At 42.3% G+C, this 14,092-nt stretch carries 13 protein-coding genes and 1 tRNA gene; 6 read left to right on the top strand and 8 right to left on the bottom strand.

Annotated elements, in window-relative coordinates; translation table 11 throughout:
- Nucleotides 1-178: 178 nt before the first annotated feature.
- The gene (queC, locus tag HEQ19_01585; GenBank protein WYL98409.1) at nt 179-856 is read left to right on the top strand and encodes a 7-cyano-7-deazaguanine synthase QueC; all 678 of its coding nucleotides are present in this window, start codon (nt 179-181) and stop codon (nt 854-856) included.
- Nucleotides 857-1,202: 346 nt separating this feature from the next.
- Here the strand turns inward: queC and HEQ19_01590 are convergent, their stop codons facing one another.
- The 3 genes from HEQ19_01590 to HEQ19_01595 all read right to left on the bottom strand — a co-directional run bounded on the left by HEQ19_01590 (nt 1,203) and on the right by HEQ19_01595 (nt 3,620).
- Complete coding sequence (locus HEQ19_01590; GenBank protein WYM03198.2) at nt 1,203-2,573, bottom strand: hemolysin family protein; 1,371 nt, start codon at nt 2,571-2,573, stop codon at nt 1,203-1,205.
- 196 nt (nt 2,574-2,769) lie between these two features.
- Entirely contained in the window at nt 2,770-2,901 is a 132-nt protein-coding gene (locus HEQ19_30605) for a hypothetical protein (GenBank protein WZI67088.1), read from the bottom strand.
- A 17-nt stretch (nt 2,902-2,918) separates the two neighbouring features.
- Nucleotides 2,919-3,620 (bottom strand): hypothetical protein, encoded by a 702-nt coding sequence (locus HEQ19_01595; GenBank protein ID WYL98410.1) that lies wholly within the window; start codon nt 3,618-3,620, stop codon nt 2,919-2,921.
- A gap of 345 nt (nt 3,621-3,965) precedes the next feature.
- Between HEQ19_01595 and HEQ19_01600 the strand changes: the two genes are divergently transcribed.
- A tRNA-Ile gene (locus HEQ19_01600) sits at nt 3,966-4,038 on the top strand.
- 152 nt (nt 4,039-4,190) lie between these two features.
- Here the strand turns inward: HEQ19_01600 and HEQ19_01605 are convergent.
- A complete protein-coding gene (locus HEQ19_01605; protein WYL98411.1) occupies nt 4,191-4,613 on the bottom strand; it encodes a hypothetical protein in 423 nt (140 codons plus the stop codon).
- A gap of 101 nt (nt 4,614-4,714) precedes the next feature.
- On the opposite strand from HEQ19_01605, the gene pyrE reads away from it, so the two are divergent.
- Nucleotides 4,715-5,335 (top strand): orotate phosphoribosyltransferase, encoded by a 621-nt coding sequence (gene pyrE, locus HEQ19_01610; GenBank protein WYL98412.1) that lies wholly within the window; start codon nt 4,715-4,717, stop codon nt 5,333-5,335.
- A 250-nt stretch (nt 5,336-5,585) separates the two neighbouring features.
- On the opposite strand, the gene HEQ19_01615 is transcribed toward pyrE, so the two are convergent.
- The 4 genes from HEQ19_01615 to HEQ19_01630 all read right to left on the bottom strand — a co-directional run bounded on the left by HEQ19_01615 (nt 5,586) and on the right by HEQ19_01630 (nt 9,240).
- A complete protein-coding gene (locus tag HEQ19_01615; GenBank protein ID WYL98413.1) occupies nt 5,586-5,759 on the bottom strand; it encodes a hypothetical protein in 174 nt (57 codons plus the stop codon).
- Between the two features lie 600 nt (nt 5,760-6,359).
- The gene (locus HEQ19_01620) at nt 6,360-6,974 is read right to left on the bottom strand and encodes a hypothetical protein (protein ID WYL98083.1); all 615 of its coding nucleotides are present in this window, start codon (nt 6,972-6,974) and stop codon (nt 6,360-6,362) included.
- A 10-nt stretch (nt 6,975-6,984) separates the two neighbouring features.
- Nucleotides 6,985-7,407: a hypothetical protein gene (locus HEQ19_01625; protein WYL98414.1), complete on the bottom strand. Its 423-nt coding sequence runs from the start codon at nt 7,405-7,407 to the stop codon at nt 6,985-6,987.
- 195 nt (nt 7,408-7,602) lie between these two features.
- Nucleotides 7,603-9,240: a CTP synthase gene (locus tag HEQ19_01630; GenBank protein WYL98415.1), complete on the bottom strand. Its 1,638-nt coding sequence runs from the start codon at nt 9,238-9,240 to the stop codon at nt 7,603-7,605.
- A gap of 85 nt (nt 9,241-9,325) precedes the next feature.
- Between HEQ19_01630 and HEQ19_01635 the strand changes: the two genes are divergently transcribed.
- The 3 genes from HEQ19_01635 to HEQ19_01645 all read left to right on the top strand — a co-directional run bounded on the left by HEQ19_01635 (nt 9,326) and on the right by HEQ19_01645 (nt 14,091).
- On the top strand, nt 9,326-11,095 hold the full coding sequence (locus HEQ19_01635) for an N-acetylmuramoyl-L-alanine amidase (GenBank protein ID WYL98416.1): 1,770 nt from the start codon (nt 9,326-9,328) through the stop codon (nt 11,093-11,095).
- Nucleotides 11,095-12,897 (top strand): hypothetical protein, encoded by a 1,803-nt coding sequence (locus HEQ19_01640; protein WYL98417.2) that lies wholly within the window; start codon nt 11,095-11,097, stop codon nt 12,895-12,897. The genes HEQ19_01635 and HEQ19_01640 overlap by 1 nt, the downstream gene beginning before the upstream one ends.
- 198 nt (nt 12,898-13,095) lie before the next feature.
- Nucleotides 13,096-14,091, top strand: coding sequence for a DMT family transporter (locus HEQ19_01645; GenBank protein WYM03199.1), 996 nt, complete (start codon nt 13,096-13,098; stop codon nt 14,089-14,091).
- The last annotated feature ends 1 nt before the right edge of the window (nt 14,092 follow it).

Genomic DNA, 14,092 nt, shown 5'->3' on the forward strand with positions numbered 1-14,092 from the left:
GGGATACTAGCGTATGTGGACTGTTGGAGCCGACTCCCTTGGTGGTTCGCTCTTAGCGTTCCCGTTCGCGTAGCGTCTCCGAAGGAGAAGGGTAGCAAGAAGCAGACCCTCTAGAAATTACTTCTAGTTGAATGGCGAAGCTTAGATAAGTTTAGCCAAGTTTTGTATAGCAGGTTTTATGAAAGCTGTAATTCTGTTGTCTGGGGGATTAGACTCTTCTACTATTCTGTACCAAGCTAAGGCTGATGGTTGTGAGTGTCACGCCATTTCCTTTGATTACCAGCAGCGACATCGACGAGAGTTAAAGTCAGCCCTCAGCGTCGCTCAAAAAGCTGGAGTGGTAAAACATCAAGTGGTTAATTTTGACTTACGACTATGGGGCGGTTCGGCGCTTACAGACGATGGAATTGATTTACCCCAGGAGCGTTCCTTAGATGAAATGGCACAAAATATTCCTGTAACCTATGTGCCTGCGCGTAATACAATCTTTTTAAGCTTTGCCCTGGCCTATGCTGAAACGATCGCATCTGAAAGGATTTATATCGGTGTAAACGCCTTAGATTACTCTGGATATCCTGACTGTCGCCCCGACTATATCCAAGCAATGCAAGAAGTTTTCCGCCTGGGAACCAAACAAGGACGTGATGGAGAACCCATTACCATTTTCGCACCCCTGATACACCTGAAAAAAACCGAAATAATCCAACTTGGCAACAAATTAGGAGTTCCTTGGGACCTAACTTGGTCATGCTATGCCGGCGGCGATGTCGCTTGCGGCGTCTGTGATTCTTGTCGCTTGCGGCTAGCCGCTTTTGCCGAATTGGGGCTGAAAGATCCGCTTCCCTATGCATTGTAAGGGGGACTGGGGATTGGGGACTGGGGAGAAATAACTCCCAACTCTCAACTCCCAACTCCTACCACTGGAAGAATATTTATTTAACCCACATTCCGCACTTCAAAATGTATTATTTCTGTTTTCAATAAAAATTCCTAATAGTGTTCAACCTATTAAGTATTAATATTGAATTCTATCGGTAATTTATGTTGTTGATTTAACCATTATTAAACAGGTTTTGGAAATCTACGCATATTACACGATGAAGTGCAGAAAGCCGGATTTAAATGAACCCCGTCCCTTGGGCGTCTGGCTAAGACACGCTCCGCGTCCCGCAGGAAACGCAGAGCAATCTCAAGCGCTAATCCTACACCGGGAAGGGAGTAACTCCTAACTCCTCAATCCGTCGCAGTTGGATTTGGTGTAAACGTGGTCCAACAACTGAGACGACGGTGAATTCAAGATTTTGATAGGTGTAGGTTTCACCTTTGGCGGGAATTTTCTGCAATTGGTAGAGCAAAAAGCCCCCCAGAGTCTGGTATTGCTTAGTTAAGGGTAAACGGATATTCAAGACTTCGTTGAGGTCTTCTAGGTTGATTTGTGCCTGGACGAGAAATGTCTGCTGGTCTAACATTTGAATCAGCAGGTCTTCGGTGCTGTCCAGTACGCCAGCATCGCCAATGATTTCGGCAATGACATCTTGCAGTGTTACCAGTCCGACAATACTGCCAAATTCATTGACTACCATCACCATAGCGGGCTTTTCTTGCTGCATCATTGGCAGTAGTTCACTCAAAGGGGTATGTTCTGGTACAAATCGGGCTGGACGCATCCACGGTTGGATTTGTGTTTCTAAATTCAGCTTGCCTACAGCTAAGGGTTTTGCTAAGTCTTTAAAGTATACTATGCCACGAATGTCGTCTAAAGATTCACCGATAACGGGATAGCGCGAGTGACCAGTAGTAGCCATTTCCTTGAGTAATTGCTGGAAACTGGCGTCTTTAGACAAAGCGACAATGCTGGTGCGCTTAATCATCACATCTTCGGCTGTGACATCCCCAAACTCAAAGACATTATTTAGCAGTTCTCGCTCCGAAAGTCGTAAACCGGTGGATTCGCGTTCGGTAGAAATAATTAGCTGCAATTCTTCAGGAGTCACCGGTGGTCTCCAGCCTTGACCTGTATATTCAATGCCAAATAGTCGCAATAGCCAGCGGTTGGATTGGTTGAGAATCCAGATGAAGGGGCTGAAAAAACGGACGATCGCTTTTACTGATGGTCCCAAAAATCGTGCCAGTTGTTCTGAATACAACATAGCTACTGATTTGGGACAAAGTTCCCCTAACACAATTTGCAAATAGCTAATCAACAAAAAGGCGATGGGTATTGATAACGAATGGGCGACAAATTGAGTCATCCCACCCGGTACAGGTAAGGATTTTAGCCATGTATTCACTACGATAACAATCGTATTTTCGCCAATCCATCCCAGTGCCAAACTAGAGAGAGTAATACCTAACTGGGTGGTAGATAGCAATCTGTCAATACTACGTTGCAACATTTCCACGGCGATCGCTGGGATGTCACCAGCTTTGACTAACTGATGGATACGCGATCGCCGCACTGTCACCATTGAAAACTCCGCTGTGACAAAAAAGGCATTGATCGCAATCAATAGCAGCACTGATAACAATCGCAGCCCGATATCTGTCAAATTTAAGCTAGGAAAACCACTCACCGTTAAAGCTCGTGTACAACTTACGCCCCCATTATTAGTATTAGGGATTGGGGATTGGGGATTGGGGATTGGGGATTGGGAGTTGGGAGTAAGGAGTAATGAGTAATGAGTAATGAGTAATGAGTAATGAGTCAAGAGTAAATTAATCTAATCCCCAGTCCCCAGTCCCCAGTCCCCAGTCCCCAGTCCCCAGTCCCTAGTCCCCAGTCCCCAGTCCCCAGTCCCCAGTCCCCAGTCCCCAGTCCCTAGTCCCCAGTCCCCCTAGTCCCCAGTCCCCAATCCCCGGTCCCCAGTCCCCAATCCCCAATCCCCAGTCCCCAGTCCCCATTCTCAAAATAGCCCCACTTACTTTTCTACAGGAATATTCAACACCTCTAGCTTCAATTGTTGAGCAGGATAATCTGTCAGCCCTAGGGATATCTTCTTGACATCATCAAGCAAAGCGGTGGGAATGGTCACAGTACCAGTAAAAGTAGGTCCATTTGCAGGCAATTCAGCGGGTAAACCATCTGTACTAGCACTGAGAGTTCTGCCTTTGTCATCGGTGACATCCAAAAAACTATACAGGAATCTCACAGAATCAGCACCTTTGTTCTGCATTTTTACTTTCAGTAGTAGATTCCCGCCAGAATAGCGGGCTGATTGTACAGACATATTTACACCGCCATTTTCAGCCGCGACTGGAAACCCTGGTAGGGGTTTTTCTTCCACTAGTTGCTCTTTCTTTTCCTCTGGCTTAGGCTTGCTGCTCTTGGTGTCTTCATCATCTTCGTCTAGCTTTTGGGATTTAGCGGCCTTGGTTTTACCCTCAATCCGTGACTTAACAATTTTTAGGATTTCATCCTCTCTTAACAGGGTGACTCCTCCCTGTTGAGCGTTGGTTGACTTACCACTAGCAAATTTGGTTGTCGGGCGACCATCTGGCGTTGTCACACCTTTGAGTGCTGAACTCCCCAGAGTAAAGCCCCAAAAAGCACTAACAGAACCAGCTCCCAACATCAGGGTTAACAAAATTAACGTAAGAAGAACAGTGGAATTTATTTTCATCGCTGACAAGCTATTGCACAAGAATGCTGGTCTAGTTAAAAGTAAAGTATTCAGGACTTGGCCAACTGGGACATATGCTTTGCGCTATGGTCGTCAAGAGTCAAGGGTCAAGGGTCAAAAATCTAGATTTTTTTTTTGACTTTGGACTCTTGACCGCCCCTGCGAAAAAATATGACACGCAGCTTTAGTCCTATTGAAGCCGTTAAGCTCAATGATTAGAAGAACTTAATCAATATTAGTTTGCACTATTTCACTCTCCAATGATGTAGTATTAAAATCTGGTAAACTATTTTTGAGGGTAGACAAACTGTCAACTCACGCTACAATACAATTGATGAAATTCTACCAGGGTTGGCCGAGCGGTTGAGGCAACGAACTCATAATTCGTGCAAGGCAGGTTCAACTCCTGCACCCTGGATTAAATCGGTACTGAGTCGTGAGTGCTGAATCCTGAGTGATAAGTTATGTTTTTGAGTGAAATCCACACTCCTTGGTTAGGGTTCATTTCAATCGTAACCTCACTTTTAACTCTTATCAGCACTCCTGACTCAGCACTCCTGACTTAAGAGCCTAAAATTTAAATTCAGTGCCGATTTTGAGCTGATTGGCATTCATGCGCGGAGACATCAGCAGTGATGTACCATAGGGATTGGGTAAGTCGGGAGTGCGGAGTATGGGATCATTGGTAGCTTGTTGGGTTAAAACATCGCGATAGAGACTGTTAACTAACTCAGCATCGCGGGCAATTTCATTTTCTGGGAAACTATCCTGCAAACCTGAACCAGATCCCAGTAAAGAGTCTATCTGACGCTTCTTGCTGCGATTTTCATAAAAATTGCGATCGTGTCGAAAAAAAGCTCGATTAAAGGTATCATTTGTGGTTTCATAATTAGGTACTGCTGTATCCGCATCTGCAAGACCAGGAAAAGCAATACTAGAAGCCAGTAGCACCAATAAAGCGCTAAAGGTTTTAGTTTGAAATTTTATACCCATGCTTATCACTCCGCAATTTTGGGGCGAATCTTCACTTATGCTTAAATTCAGAACTGTTAACAGTTCAATCTTTGGTGTAGCACAATTTTTCACCTTTTGTAATGACTGATATTACTGAAACCCTTACCCACTCCGATATTTGGGCGGACACTGCTGATTTGACTACCCTCCGCCATAAGTTACTAGATTTATTTTCCCAACTCGCCTATCAAGAGGGTGATTTTCTCCTCTCTTCTGGACAACGCAGTTCTTACTACATCAATGGTAAACAGGTAACTCTCCACCCCCAAGGCGCCTTAGCAGTCGGACGGGTGCTGTTTCCCTTATTATCCGTAGATACACAGGCGGTTGCAGGATTAACACTAGGCGCTGACCCAGTTGTTACAGCAGTGAGTGTGGTGTCTGTGTATGAAAATCGACCGATACCCGCGTTGATTGTTCGTAAAGAAGCCAAGGGACATGGCACAAGGGCTTATATTGAAGGGCCGATTTTAGCAGAAGGTGCAAAAGTGGTGGTTTTGGAAGATGTCGTGACTACGGGGCGATCGGCGATGAAGGCTGTAGAGCGACTCAGAGCAGCAGGTTATATTGTTAATAAAGTAATTTCACTGATTGATAGAAAGCAAGGCGGAGCCGAGTTTTACCAGTCTGTTGGATTAGATTTTGAGGCTGTGTTTACGATTGAGGATATTCAGCAACGGTATCGGGAGTTAGGGAATTAGTTAAGCAATTGAGGGATGCGATCGCATCCCTAATATTATCAGATTGAGTTGAGAATTATTATCTCAATTAAAATTACACCAGATGAAGCAGGTAAAAATTTAGAGAGTATTTGCATCTGTTTTCTCGTAAAGTCGTTCCCGCAATTCGCGCGAGCGTCGCATCGGGCTGTGCTATTACCAATTGGCGCAGGATTTCTAGCTGTTCGGCATTCAATGAAAGTTGGCGTCTGCTCAGTCCGCACCTTGGGGACTATCGTGCCCAATTCACGATGCCTGCGGCGCTTGCGGTGCCATCACGTTTGAGTAAATTTTGCACAAAACTTAAGGTGACGCCAAAGTTTTTCGCCAGTTTTCGTTGGGAAATGTCACCGCAGGCATAAGCATCAACAATTTTCTGGCGCAAGTCGATAGAGTAGGCTTTCATAGCGACCAGTTATCAGTACAATTGCTCTCTCCTAGTGTACTGCACTGGACTGATAACCGCTATACCTGAAAATCGCTGTATTAATGAAAAAATAAATAGGTTCATCATCAATATTCAATCCCCTGCATTCATACATGGGATATTAATGACAAATGACAAATGACAAATGACAAATGACAAAGAGTAATGAGTAATGAGTAATGAGTAATGAGTAATGAGTAATGAGTAATGAGTAATGAGTAATGAGTAATGAGTAATCAGTAATGAGTAATGAGTAATCAGTAATGAGTAATGAGTAATGAGTAATGAGTAATGAGTAATGAGTAATGAGTAATGAGTAATCAGTAATGAGTAATGAGTAATGAGTAATCAGTAATGAGTAATGAGTAATGAGTAATGAGTAATGAGTAATGAGTAATGAGTAATGAGTAATGAGTAATGAGTAATGAGTAATGAGTAATGAGTAATCAGTAATGAGTAATGAGTAATGAGTAATCAGTAATGAGTAATGAGTAATGAGTAATGAGTAATCAGTAATGAGTAATGAGTAATGAGTAATGAGTAATCAGTAATGAGTAATGAGTAATGAGTAATGAGTAATCAGTAATCAGTAATGAGTAATGAGTAATGAGTAATCAGTAATGAGTAATGAGTAATGAGTAATGAGTAATCAGTAATGAGTAATGAGTAATCAGTAATGAGTAATGAGTAATCAGTAATGAGTAATGAGTAATGAGTAATCAGTAATGAGTAATCAGTAATGAGTAATGAGTAATGAGTAATGAGTAATGAGTAATGAGTAATCAGTAATGAGTAATGAGTAATGAGTAATGAGTAATGAGTAATGAGTAATGAGTAATGAGTAATGAGTAATGAGTAATGAGTAATGAGTAATGAGTAATGAGTAATCAGTAATGAGTAATGAGTAATGAGTAATGAGTAATCAGTAATGAGTAATGAGTAATGAGTAATGAGTAATGAGTAATGAGTAATGAGTAATGAGTAATGAGTAATGAGTAATGAGTAATGAGTAATGAGTAATGAGTAATGAGTAATGAGTAATGAGTAATGAGTAATGAGTAATGAGTAATGAGTAATGAGTAATGAGTAATGAGTAATGACAAATAACAAATGACAAATGACAAATAACAAATGACAAATAACAAATGACAAATGACAAATGACAAATGACAAATAACAAATGACAAATAACAAATGACAACAGCTACGATAAAGAATATCCTGTTGTATTCTGAACGAAATTTAAAACTTTTTGATATGATTCTGGATTACTTACGGGGTTGATGATGATGGGGATAGTACCATCGGGTAGCCAGAAAGTGATTCTCCCGTTAGATTCTTGACAAAAGGAACTGATGCAGTTGAGATTAATTACATATTGATTTCTTTCATAGTTGATTTTTACCCAATGGGCGCTATCCAAATCTAACCCTGTAACACGTTCTATATATTGCAGGATTTTTTGATAGTCTGGTAGGTTATTTTGGGGGTTAATAACAACAGGAATAGCACAATCTGGTAGCCAAAAAGTAACCCTGCCGTTCTTTTCATAACAAAAAGCATTAACACGGTCAAAATTAACTACATATTCTTTCCTCTCGTAAAGGATTTTCACCCAGTACGCCACAAATTCTCCTCAAGTCCAAAGTTTACGAATGAATGATTGTCACAAAATACCCCAGAAATTATCCTCAAACCTGACCTTCATATTTTCAACACTCAGTCAAAATTCAAAATTCACAAACGCACTTTTGAATTTGACGAAAAGTTGTTAGGAGGGTTTCCCGACCTAGCAAACTTTTCTAGACGAATTTTGAATTACTTAAGATACTTCTACTGGTGTTGGTGTACCAGAGGTAGGATGAGTACGGGAAATCGCGGCTTGCATAAATCCCTTAAATAAAGGATGGGGGTTACTAGGACGCGATTGAAATTCTGGATGAAATTGACTAGCCAGAAAGAAAGGGTGCTTAGGTAATTCCACAATTTCGACTAAACGTCCATCAGGAGATGTACCACTAATGACATAGCCAGACTTGAGTAACATATGACGGTAAGCGTTGTTGAACTCGTAACGATGGCGATGTCGTTCATAAATTACATTTCTTTGATAGAGCTTAAACGCCAGAGTGTTGGGCACAATTTCACAAGGATAAAGACCCAAGCGCATTGTACCGCCTAAATCTACCACATCTTGTTGTTCTGGCAAAAGGTTAATAACCGGATCGCTACTATGGGGGTCAAATTCAGCACTATTGGCATCAGTTAATCCCTCAATATGTCTAGCCCATTCAATTACGGAACATTGCATTCCTAAGCATAATCCTAAAAATGGGATTTGGCGCTCGCGGGCATATTTAATGGCGGCAATTTTACCATCTACGCCGCGAATCCCGAAACCTCCTGGGACAACTATGCCATCAACACCACCTAGATGGTCTTCTGCTGGTTCTGTTTCCAAGGTTTCGGAGTTGACCCAACGTAGACGCATCTGTCCTTGGGTAAAAATGGCTGCATGTTGCAGCGCTTCGACCACGGAGATATAGGCATCACCTAAGCCCACGTATTTGCCAACAATGGCAATTTCCACACTATATTTGGGAGTGTACAACTTTTGGACCAACCTTTGCCACTGCACCAAATTTGGTAGGCGTTGTTCCATTTGCAGCAAATCTAGGACTTGCTCGGCCATTCCTTCCCTTTCCAGCATTAGCGGTACTTCATAGATGCTTTTAGCATCTTGAGATGTGATCACGCATTCTTCTGGGACATCACAAAATTCGGATAATTTCTGTTTCAATCGGGGAGCAAGGGGGCGATCGCACCGACAGACTAAAATATCTGGTTGAATGCCAATGGATCTGAGTTCCTTAACCGAATGCTGGGTTGGCTTAGTTTTCATTTCCCCAGCCGAGGCTATCCACGGTAACAGGGTAACGTGCATATACAGGACATTTTGTCGTCCCACTTCCTTGCGAAACTGGCGAATTGCTTCCAAAAACGGTAGTGATTCAATATCTCCCACTGTGCCGCCTATTTCTGTAATAACGGCATCAATTTTCGTATTTTGTGCTACCCTTAAAATCCGCTGTTTAATTTCATTGGTGATGTGGGGTATGACCTGCACAGTGCCGCCATTATATTCACCACGGCGCTCTCTGGTAATGACAGCTTGGTAAATTGATCCCGTGGTAACACTGTTAAGACGCGACATTGAGGTATCAGTGAAGCGTTCATAATGCCCCAAGTCCAAATCTGTTTCCGCGCCGTCCTCAGTAACGAATACCTCTCCATGTTGAAACGGACTCATCGTCCCTGGATCGACATTAATATAAGGATCGAGTTTGAGAATCGATACCGAATAATTGCGTGATTTAAGCAACCTTCCCAGACTTGCTGCTACAATGCCTTTGCCAATACTGGAAACTACGCCTCCAGTTACAAAGATAAACTTAGTCATAGTAATTTGTATTGCTAGCGACTTCTAAAATTGCATCTCGTCATTGTGTCACAGTAACTCTTGTCAAATTTCGTGTGATTTTCCTGTGAAGAAACTTTTAGGATTGGTAATATTAAGCTGTACTGTCACCTCCTCGGTAGCATTGGCAGAGTCATCTCTGATAGTTGTTTTTCCCCAGACAAACCACCAGACTACGGCAGAAAAAATTTTCTTTCTTGGCACAGCACCACCAGACGGGCAGGTTTTGATCAATGATAAGCCAATTGCCCGCAGCAATGCCGGTCATTTTGCACCCAGTTTCCCTTTGCAGTTGGGAGAGAATCTGTTTACTATACGCCACCTTAATCAAGAACGCCAGATTAAGGTGACAAGGCTTTCCACTCAACCTGAGATACCACAGGGGTTAGGCTTTGCCAAAAATTCTCTCGCTCCAGCAGTTGACATTGCTAGATTACCAGGGGAATTAATTTGTTTTAACGCTATTGCACCATCTAACGCCACAGTATCTGTCAACTTGGCTAGTCAAACAATTGTCCTTGCACCCCAACCAACTCAGGCAGAATTACCAAGCAATTTGGCTGCCCTAACTGGGAAAAATCAACCTGGTATTCAGTCTACCGCAGGAAACTACCAAGGTTGCACTACGGTGTCAACTGCTGCCGATCTCGGACAACCTCAGTTTCAGATGACCCTCAATGGTAAGATGATAACGCAGCCTGGTACTGGCAAAATTCAAATTCTCGCACCCGCACAGTTGCCAGTTGTAGAAGTAACAGCAGACTCAGGTGTCGCTCGCACCGGTCCAGATACCGATTATTCTCGACTCACACCTCTGCCTAAAGGTACACGTGCCAGCGTCACAGGTAAGGAAGGTGAATGGTTACGTTTAGACTATGGCGCTTGGATTAAGAGTCAAGAAACCCGGATTTTACCAAATGCCATCCCACCAAGCACGATGATTCGGAGTGTGGGATATCGTCAACTTCCGAATGCCACAGAGATAATTTTCCCCTTACAAGTTCCTGTACCGTTGAGCGTGCAACAAGGCGATCGCAGTTTCACCCTTACCTTATACAATACCACTGCTCAAACGGATATTATTCGCACAGATGATAATTCTCTAATTTCTCGCTTAGATTGGCAACAATTACCTTCCCCGAATGGCGGGAGTCAGCGGGTGCAATACACCTTCAACCTCAAGAAATCCCAACAATGGGGTTATCAGCTCAGATACGAAGCTACAAGCCTAGTTTTGACTTTACGCCATCCGCCTGTAATTGGGCATAAAAAACGCCAACCGTTATCTGGCATCAAGATCTTACTAGACCCAGGACATGGCGGTAAAGAATCTGGCGCTAGTGGACCTACTGGATATCTGGAAAAAGATGTGAATTTGGTGGTATCTAAGTTGCTGCGCGATGAGTTAGTCAAGCGTGGCGCAACGGTGGTGATGACACGAGACGTTGATAAAGAAGTTTCCCTCCCAGAACGGCAGGCAATTATTAGTAGAGAACAACCTGCTATCGCTCTTTCTGTTCATTATAATTCCCTACCTGATGATGGAGATCCAAAAAATACTCAGGGAGTGGGCACTTTTTGGTATCATCCGCAATCTCATAATTTGGCTGTATTCATGCATAATTACCTCGTGAATCAGCTAAGTAGATCCACTTATGGTGTATTTTGGAATAATCTGGCTCTAACTCGTCCGACAGATACACCATCGGTGCTGCTGGAATTGGGTTTTATGAGTAACCCTGATGAATTTGAATGGGTGATAAACCCAAAAGAACAGAAAAAATTGGCAAAAATTCTAGCTGAGGGAATTACTCAATGGTTCATAAGTACGCGCTAATGAAAAACCTATGGCTAGGGACACTGTTATTTTTCCCTACAGCCATGCTCACAGAAATTCACACAGCAATTGCTCAAAATGTGAATCCACCAGTTGTAAAATTGCAGACAGTTCCGCTGACACCAAAACAACTTGAACGTCTCAATAAGGCACTAGGGTGGTACCATAAGCAGTACGATCCAGTCGAAAAAATGCTGCGCGTCCCTTTCTCATCGCCTGGTTATCACACCCAGCTTACAGGTGGGATGGTACATCCAACCAAGAGTTCATTGGACTATGCGGTTGCACTGCTAGACACTCAAGATGAAACTTACCGCAAACGAGCCGAGGACATTTTGCGGCGGATTATTGCTCTACAGGATCAAAATCCCAATAGCAAGACTTACGGTATCTGGTCGTGGTATTTAGAAGAGCCACTAGCAAAAATGTCACCCCCAGATTGGAACTGGGCTGACTTCTTAGGTACGCAACTGCTACAAGTATCACTTTATCATCGTCATCGCCTAGCGCCTGATCTCGCAAAAAAACTGGATCAAGCTCTCGTACATGCAGCACGCTCTATTCAACGACGCAATGTTAGTCTTGGCTATACAAACATTGCCATCTTGGGGACTTATGTAACGCTGGTAACAGCCGAAACCTACGATATTGCGGATTTACGTAATTATGCCCTAGATCGTCTCCAACGGTTCTATGATTACACTCAGAAGATGGGAGGCTTTCCGGAATATAACAGCCCATCTTATAGCACCCTAAATGTGGAATCACTGGGTCGTTTGCGTTTACACGTCAAAAACACCAATGCTAAAAAATTGGTAGGAGATCTTTACCGATTAGCCTGGGAAGAAATCGCCTACCACTTCCACGCGCCAACCAGACAGTGGGCTGGCCCTCATAGTCGAAATTACAAAACCTTACTTCAGCCTCGTGTGCTTGATATTATTCAGCGAGCAACTGAAGGACGAGTAAATTTCCGGTTAGATACAAGCCCTACCTTAGAAGAACATCGCTTACCACTTCCTGCTCCACGGGATCTGGAGGGATATTTTACCTTTCTGAATCAGGCACGCACTTTTGTGGAAAACTTGGATATAGGTGGATTCAAAACTATCCTTACTACCTATCTTGATCCAGCTTTCACAATTGGTTCAGTTAACTACAGTGATTTGTGGAATCAGCGGCGATCGCTCCTAGCTTACTGGGGTACATCAGAAAAGCCAAGCTATTTACACCTGCGTTTTTTGCATGATGGCTATGATTTTGCAGCGGCACAATTGTTTAGCGTCCAAAATAAAGAACGTGTTTTAGCTGGGATAAACTTCGCTACCAATGGCGGCGATACCCATATCGTTTTTGACAAACTTAAAGATGGTGTAATTAAAGCCAAAGACCTACGTTTACGCTTTGAATTTGGAGGAGAAGCCGGAAAAAATCAGTTACAATTACCAAAGGATTTAAAATCGCCAGTTAATTTAAACGTTGGTAATTTGTATTTTCAGATTGCCGTGCCTTATGCTCAGTTTGGTAATACATCGGGAACATGGCAAGTTGGCAAAACAGATACAACTTCATATCTTGACTTAGTGTTATATTCTGGTCAACAAAAAACAATTCGTCTTGGTGATTTGAAACAAGCCGGAATTGGATTCGCGTTACAGATGGGAACGAAACAATATAAATCTGTCCCCAATGTGACTGCAACTGTTAGTAGTGATATCTTAAAGTTGAAATGGAACAACTTGGTGTTACCAATCCTCATCAAACCTAACACCCAGTCGAATAGTATCAACTTGACCCGCTAAATTCCATAAGCAAAAGCATCAACTCAGGGTCTTATACCAATTGCGACAACTAAATAGTTCAACATTAAAGAAGGGAAAAACTTTGTAGTAGTGCTAAAGCGCCACTACAAAGTTTTTGATGTTGAACCCACATTCCGCAAATATTAAAAATATTAAAAGTGAATTATAATGGTAAATTACAACATTTACCAGTTAACTATGACAAGCACAGAAAAATTATCTAGTCAGCCAAATCTAGAGGAAAATGATCTCAAAAAGGTAGAGCAGTTACCCACACTGTCAGCACTAGTGTTATTATTTATCGCCTTAATAGCTTTGTCCCTTGCTGCAATCTTCATCAGATTTAGCGAAATGGAAATTAGTTCCAATGCTACAGTTTTCAATCGTTTGTGGATCGCAATGACGATTTTTGGCGTAGGGAGTGGAATCAAACAAATACAACTTTACCGCTCAAAAGATTTAATTCCTCAAGCTGTTAACTTAGAAAATTTTAGTTTTCTAAATAATTTAAAACTTCTACTTATAATGGGCGTAACTTCCTCTATCTACATTACTTTATGGGCATGGTCGCTAACACAAACTAGTTTTGCCAACTCTATAGTGCTGCGAAGTCTCACCCCGGTTTTTACCACTTTTTTCGGATGGCTATTCTTAGGACAGTACTTTGAAACTACCTTCTTAGTTGGGATAGCGATCGCCTTGTGTGGAGCAATTGTAATTGGGATTACTGACTTTTCATACTCTACTAATAACATCACTGGTGATGTAGCAGCCTTACTTGCTGCAATCTTCTATGGTGTTTACCTCCTGAGTGTCGAAAAACTCCGAACCAGATTTTCGTCTTCTACCATACTCCTATGGCGCTGCTTCATAGGAACAGTATTAACTCTGCCTATAGTAATATTAAGTGAACAGCCAATTTTTCCCTATTCTTTATCCGGCTGGCTAGCGGTAATTTCCCAAGCAGTTGTGTGTCAAGTATTAGGTCAAGGACTACTAGCACAATCCCTCAATCAATTATCATCAGGTTTTGTGGCTACTAGCCTTTTGCTTGAACCTATGATCACTGCATTTATAGCTTGGGTCATTTTCTCTGAGCAGTTAACTTTTATAAATTGCATAGCTTTTTGTATTGTTTTGCTCGGTGTATACTTAGCTAAACCACGTGAACTTACAATAAACACAAAAGAATAAG

Origin of the sequence: Gloeotrichia echinulata CP02 (assembly GCA_038087035.1) — a bacterium.
Taxonomy (GTDB): Bacteria; Cyanobacteriota; Cyanobacteriia; order Cyanobacteriales; family Nostocaceae; genus Gloeotrichia; species Gloeotrichia echinulata.

What these genes read in the sequence shown, in the direction of transcription:
- queC (WYL98409.1), top strand. Translation starts at nt 179, where the DNA reads ATGAAAGCTGTAATTCTGTTGTCTGGGGGATTAGACTCTTCTACTATT.
- HEQ19_30605 (WZI67088.1), bottom strand. Translation starts at nt 2,901, where the DNA reads ATGGGGACTGGGGACTGGGGATTGGGGATTGGGGACTGGGGACCGGGG.
- HEQ19_01595 (WYL98410.1), bottom strand. Translation starts at nt 3,620, where the DNA reads ATGAAAATAAATTCCACTGTTCTTCTTACGTTAATTTTGTTAACCCTG.
- HEQ19_01605 (WYL98411.1), bottom strand. Translation starts at nt 4,613, where the DNA reads ATGGGTATAAAATTTCAAACTAAAACCTTTAGCGCTTTATTGGTGCTA.
- pyrE (WYL98412.1), top strand. Translation starts at nt 4,715, where the DNA reads ATGACTGATATTACTGAAACCCTTACCCACTCCGATATTTGGGCGGAC.
- HEQ19_01615 (WYL98413.1), bottom strand. Translation starts at nt 5,759, where the DNA reads ATGAAAGCCTACTCTATCGACTTGCGCCAGAAAATTGTTGATGCTTAT.
- HEQ19_01630 (WYL98415.1), bottom strand. Translation starts at nt 9,240, where the DNA reads ATGACTAAGTTTATCTTTGTAACTGGAGGCGTAGTTTCCAGTATTGGC.
- HEQ19_01640 (WYL98417.2), top strand. Translation starts at nt 11,095, where the DNA reads ATGAAAAACCTATGGCTAGGGACACTGTTATTTTTCCCTACAGCCATG.
- HEQ19_01645 (WYM03199.1), top strand. Translation starts at nt 13,096, where the DNA reads ATGACAAGCACAGAAAAATTATCTAGTCAGCCAAATCTAGAGGAAAAT.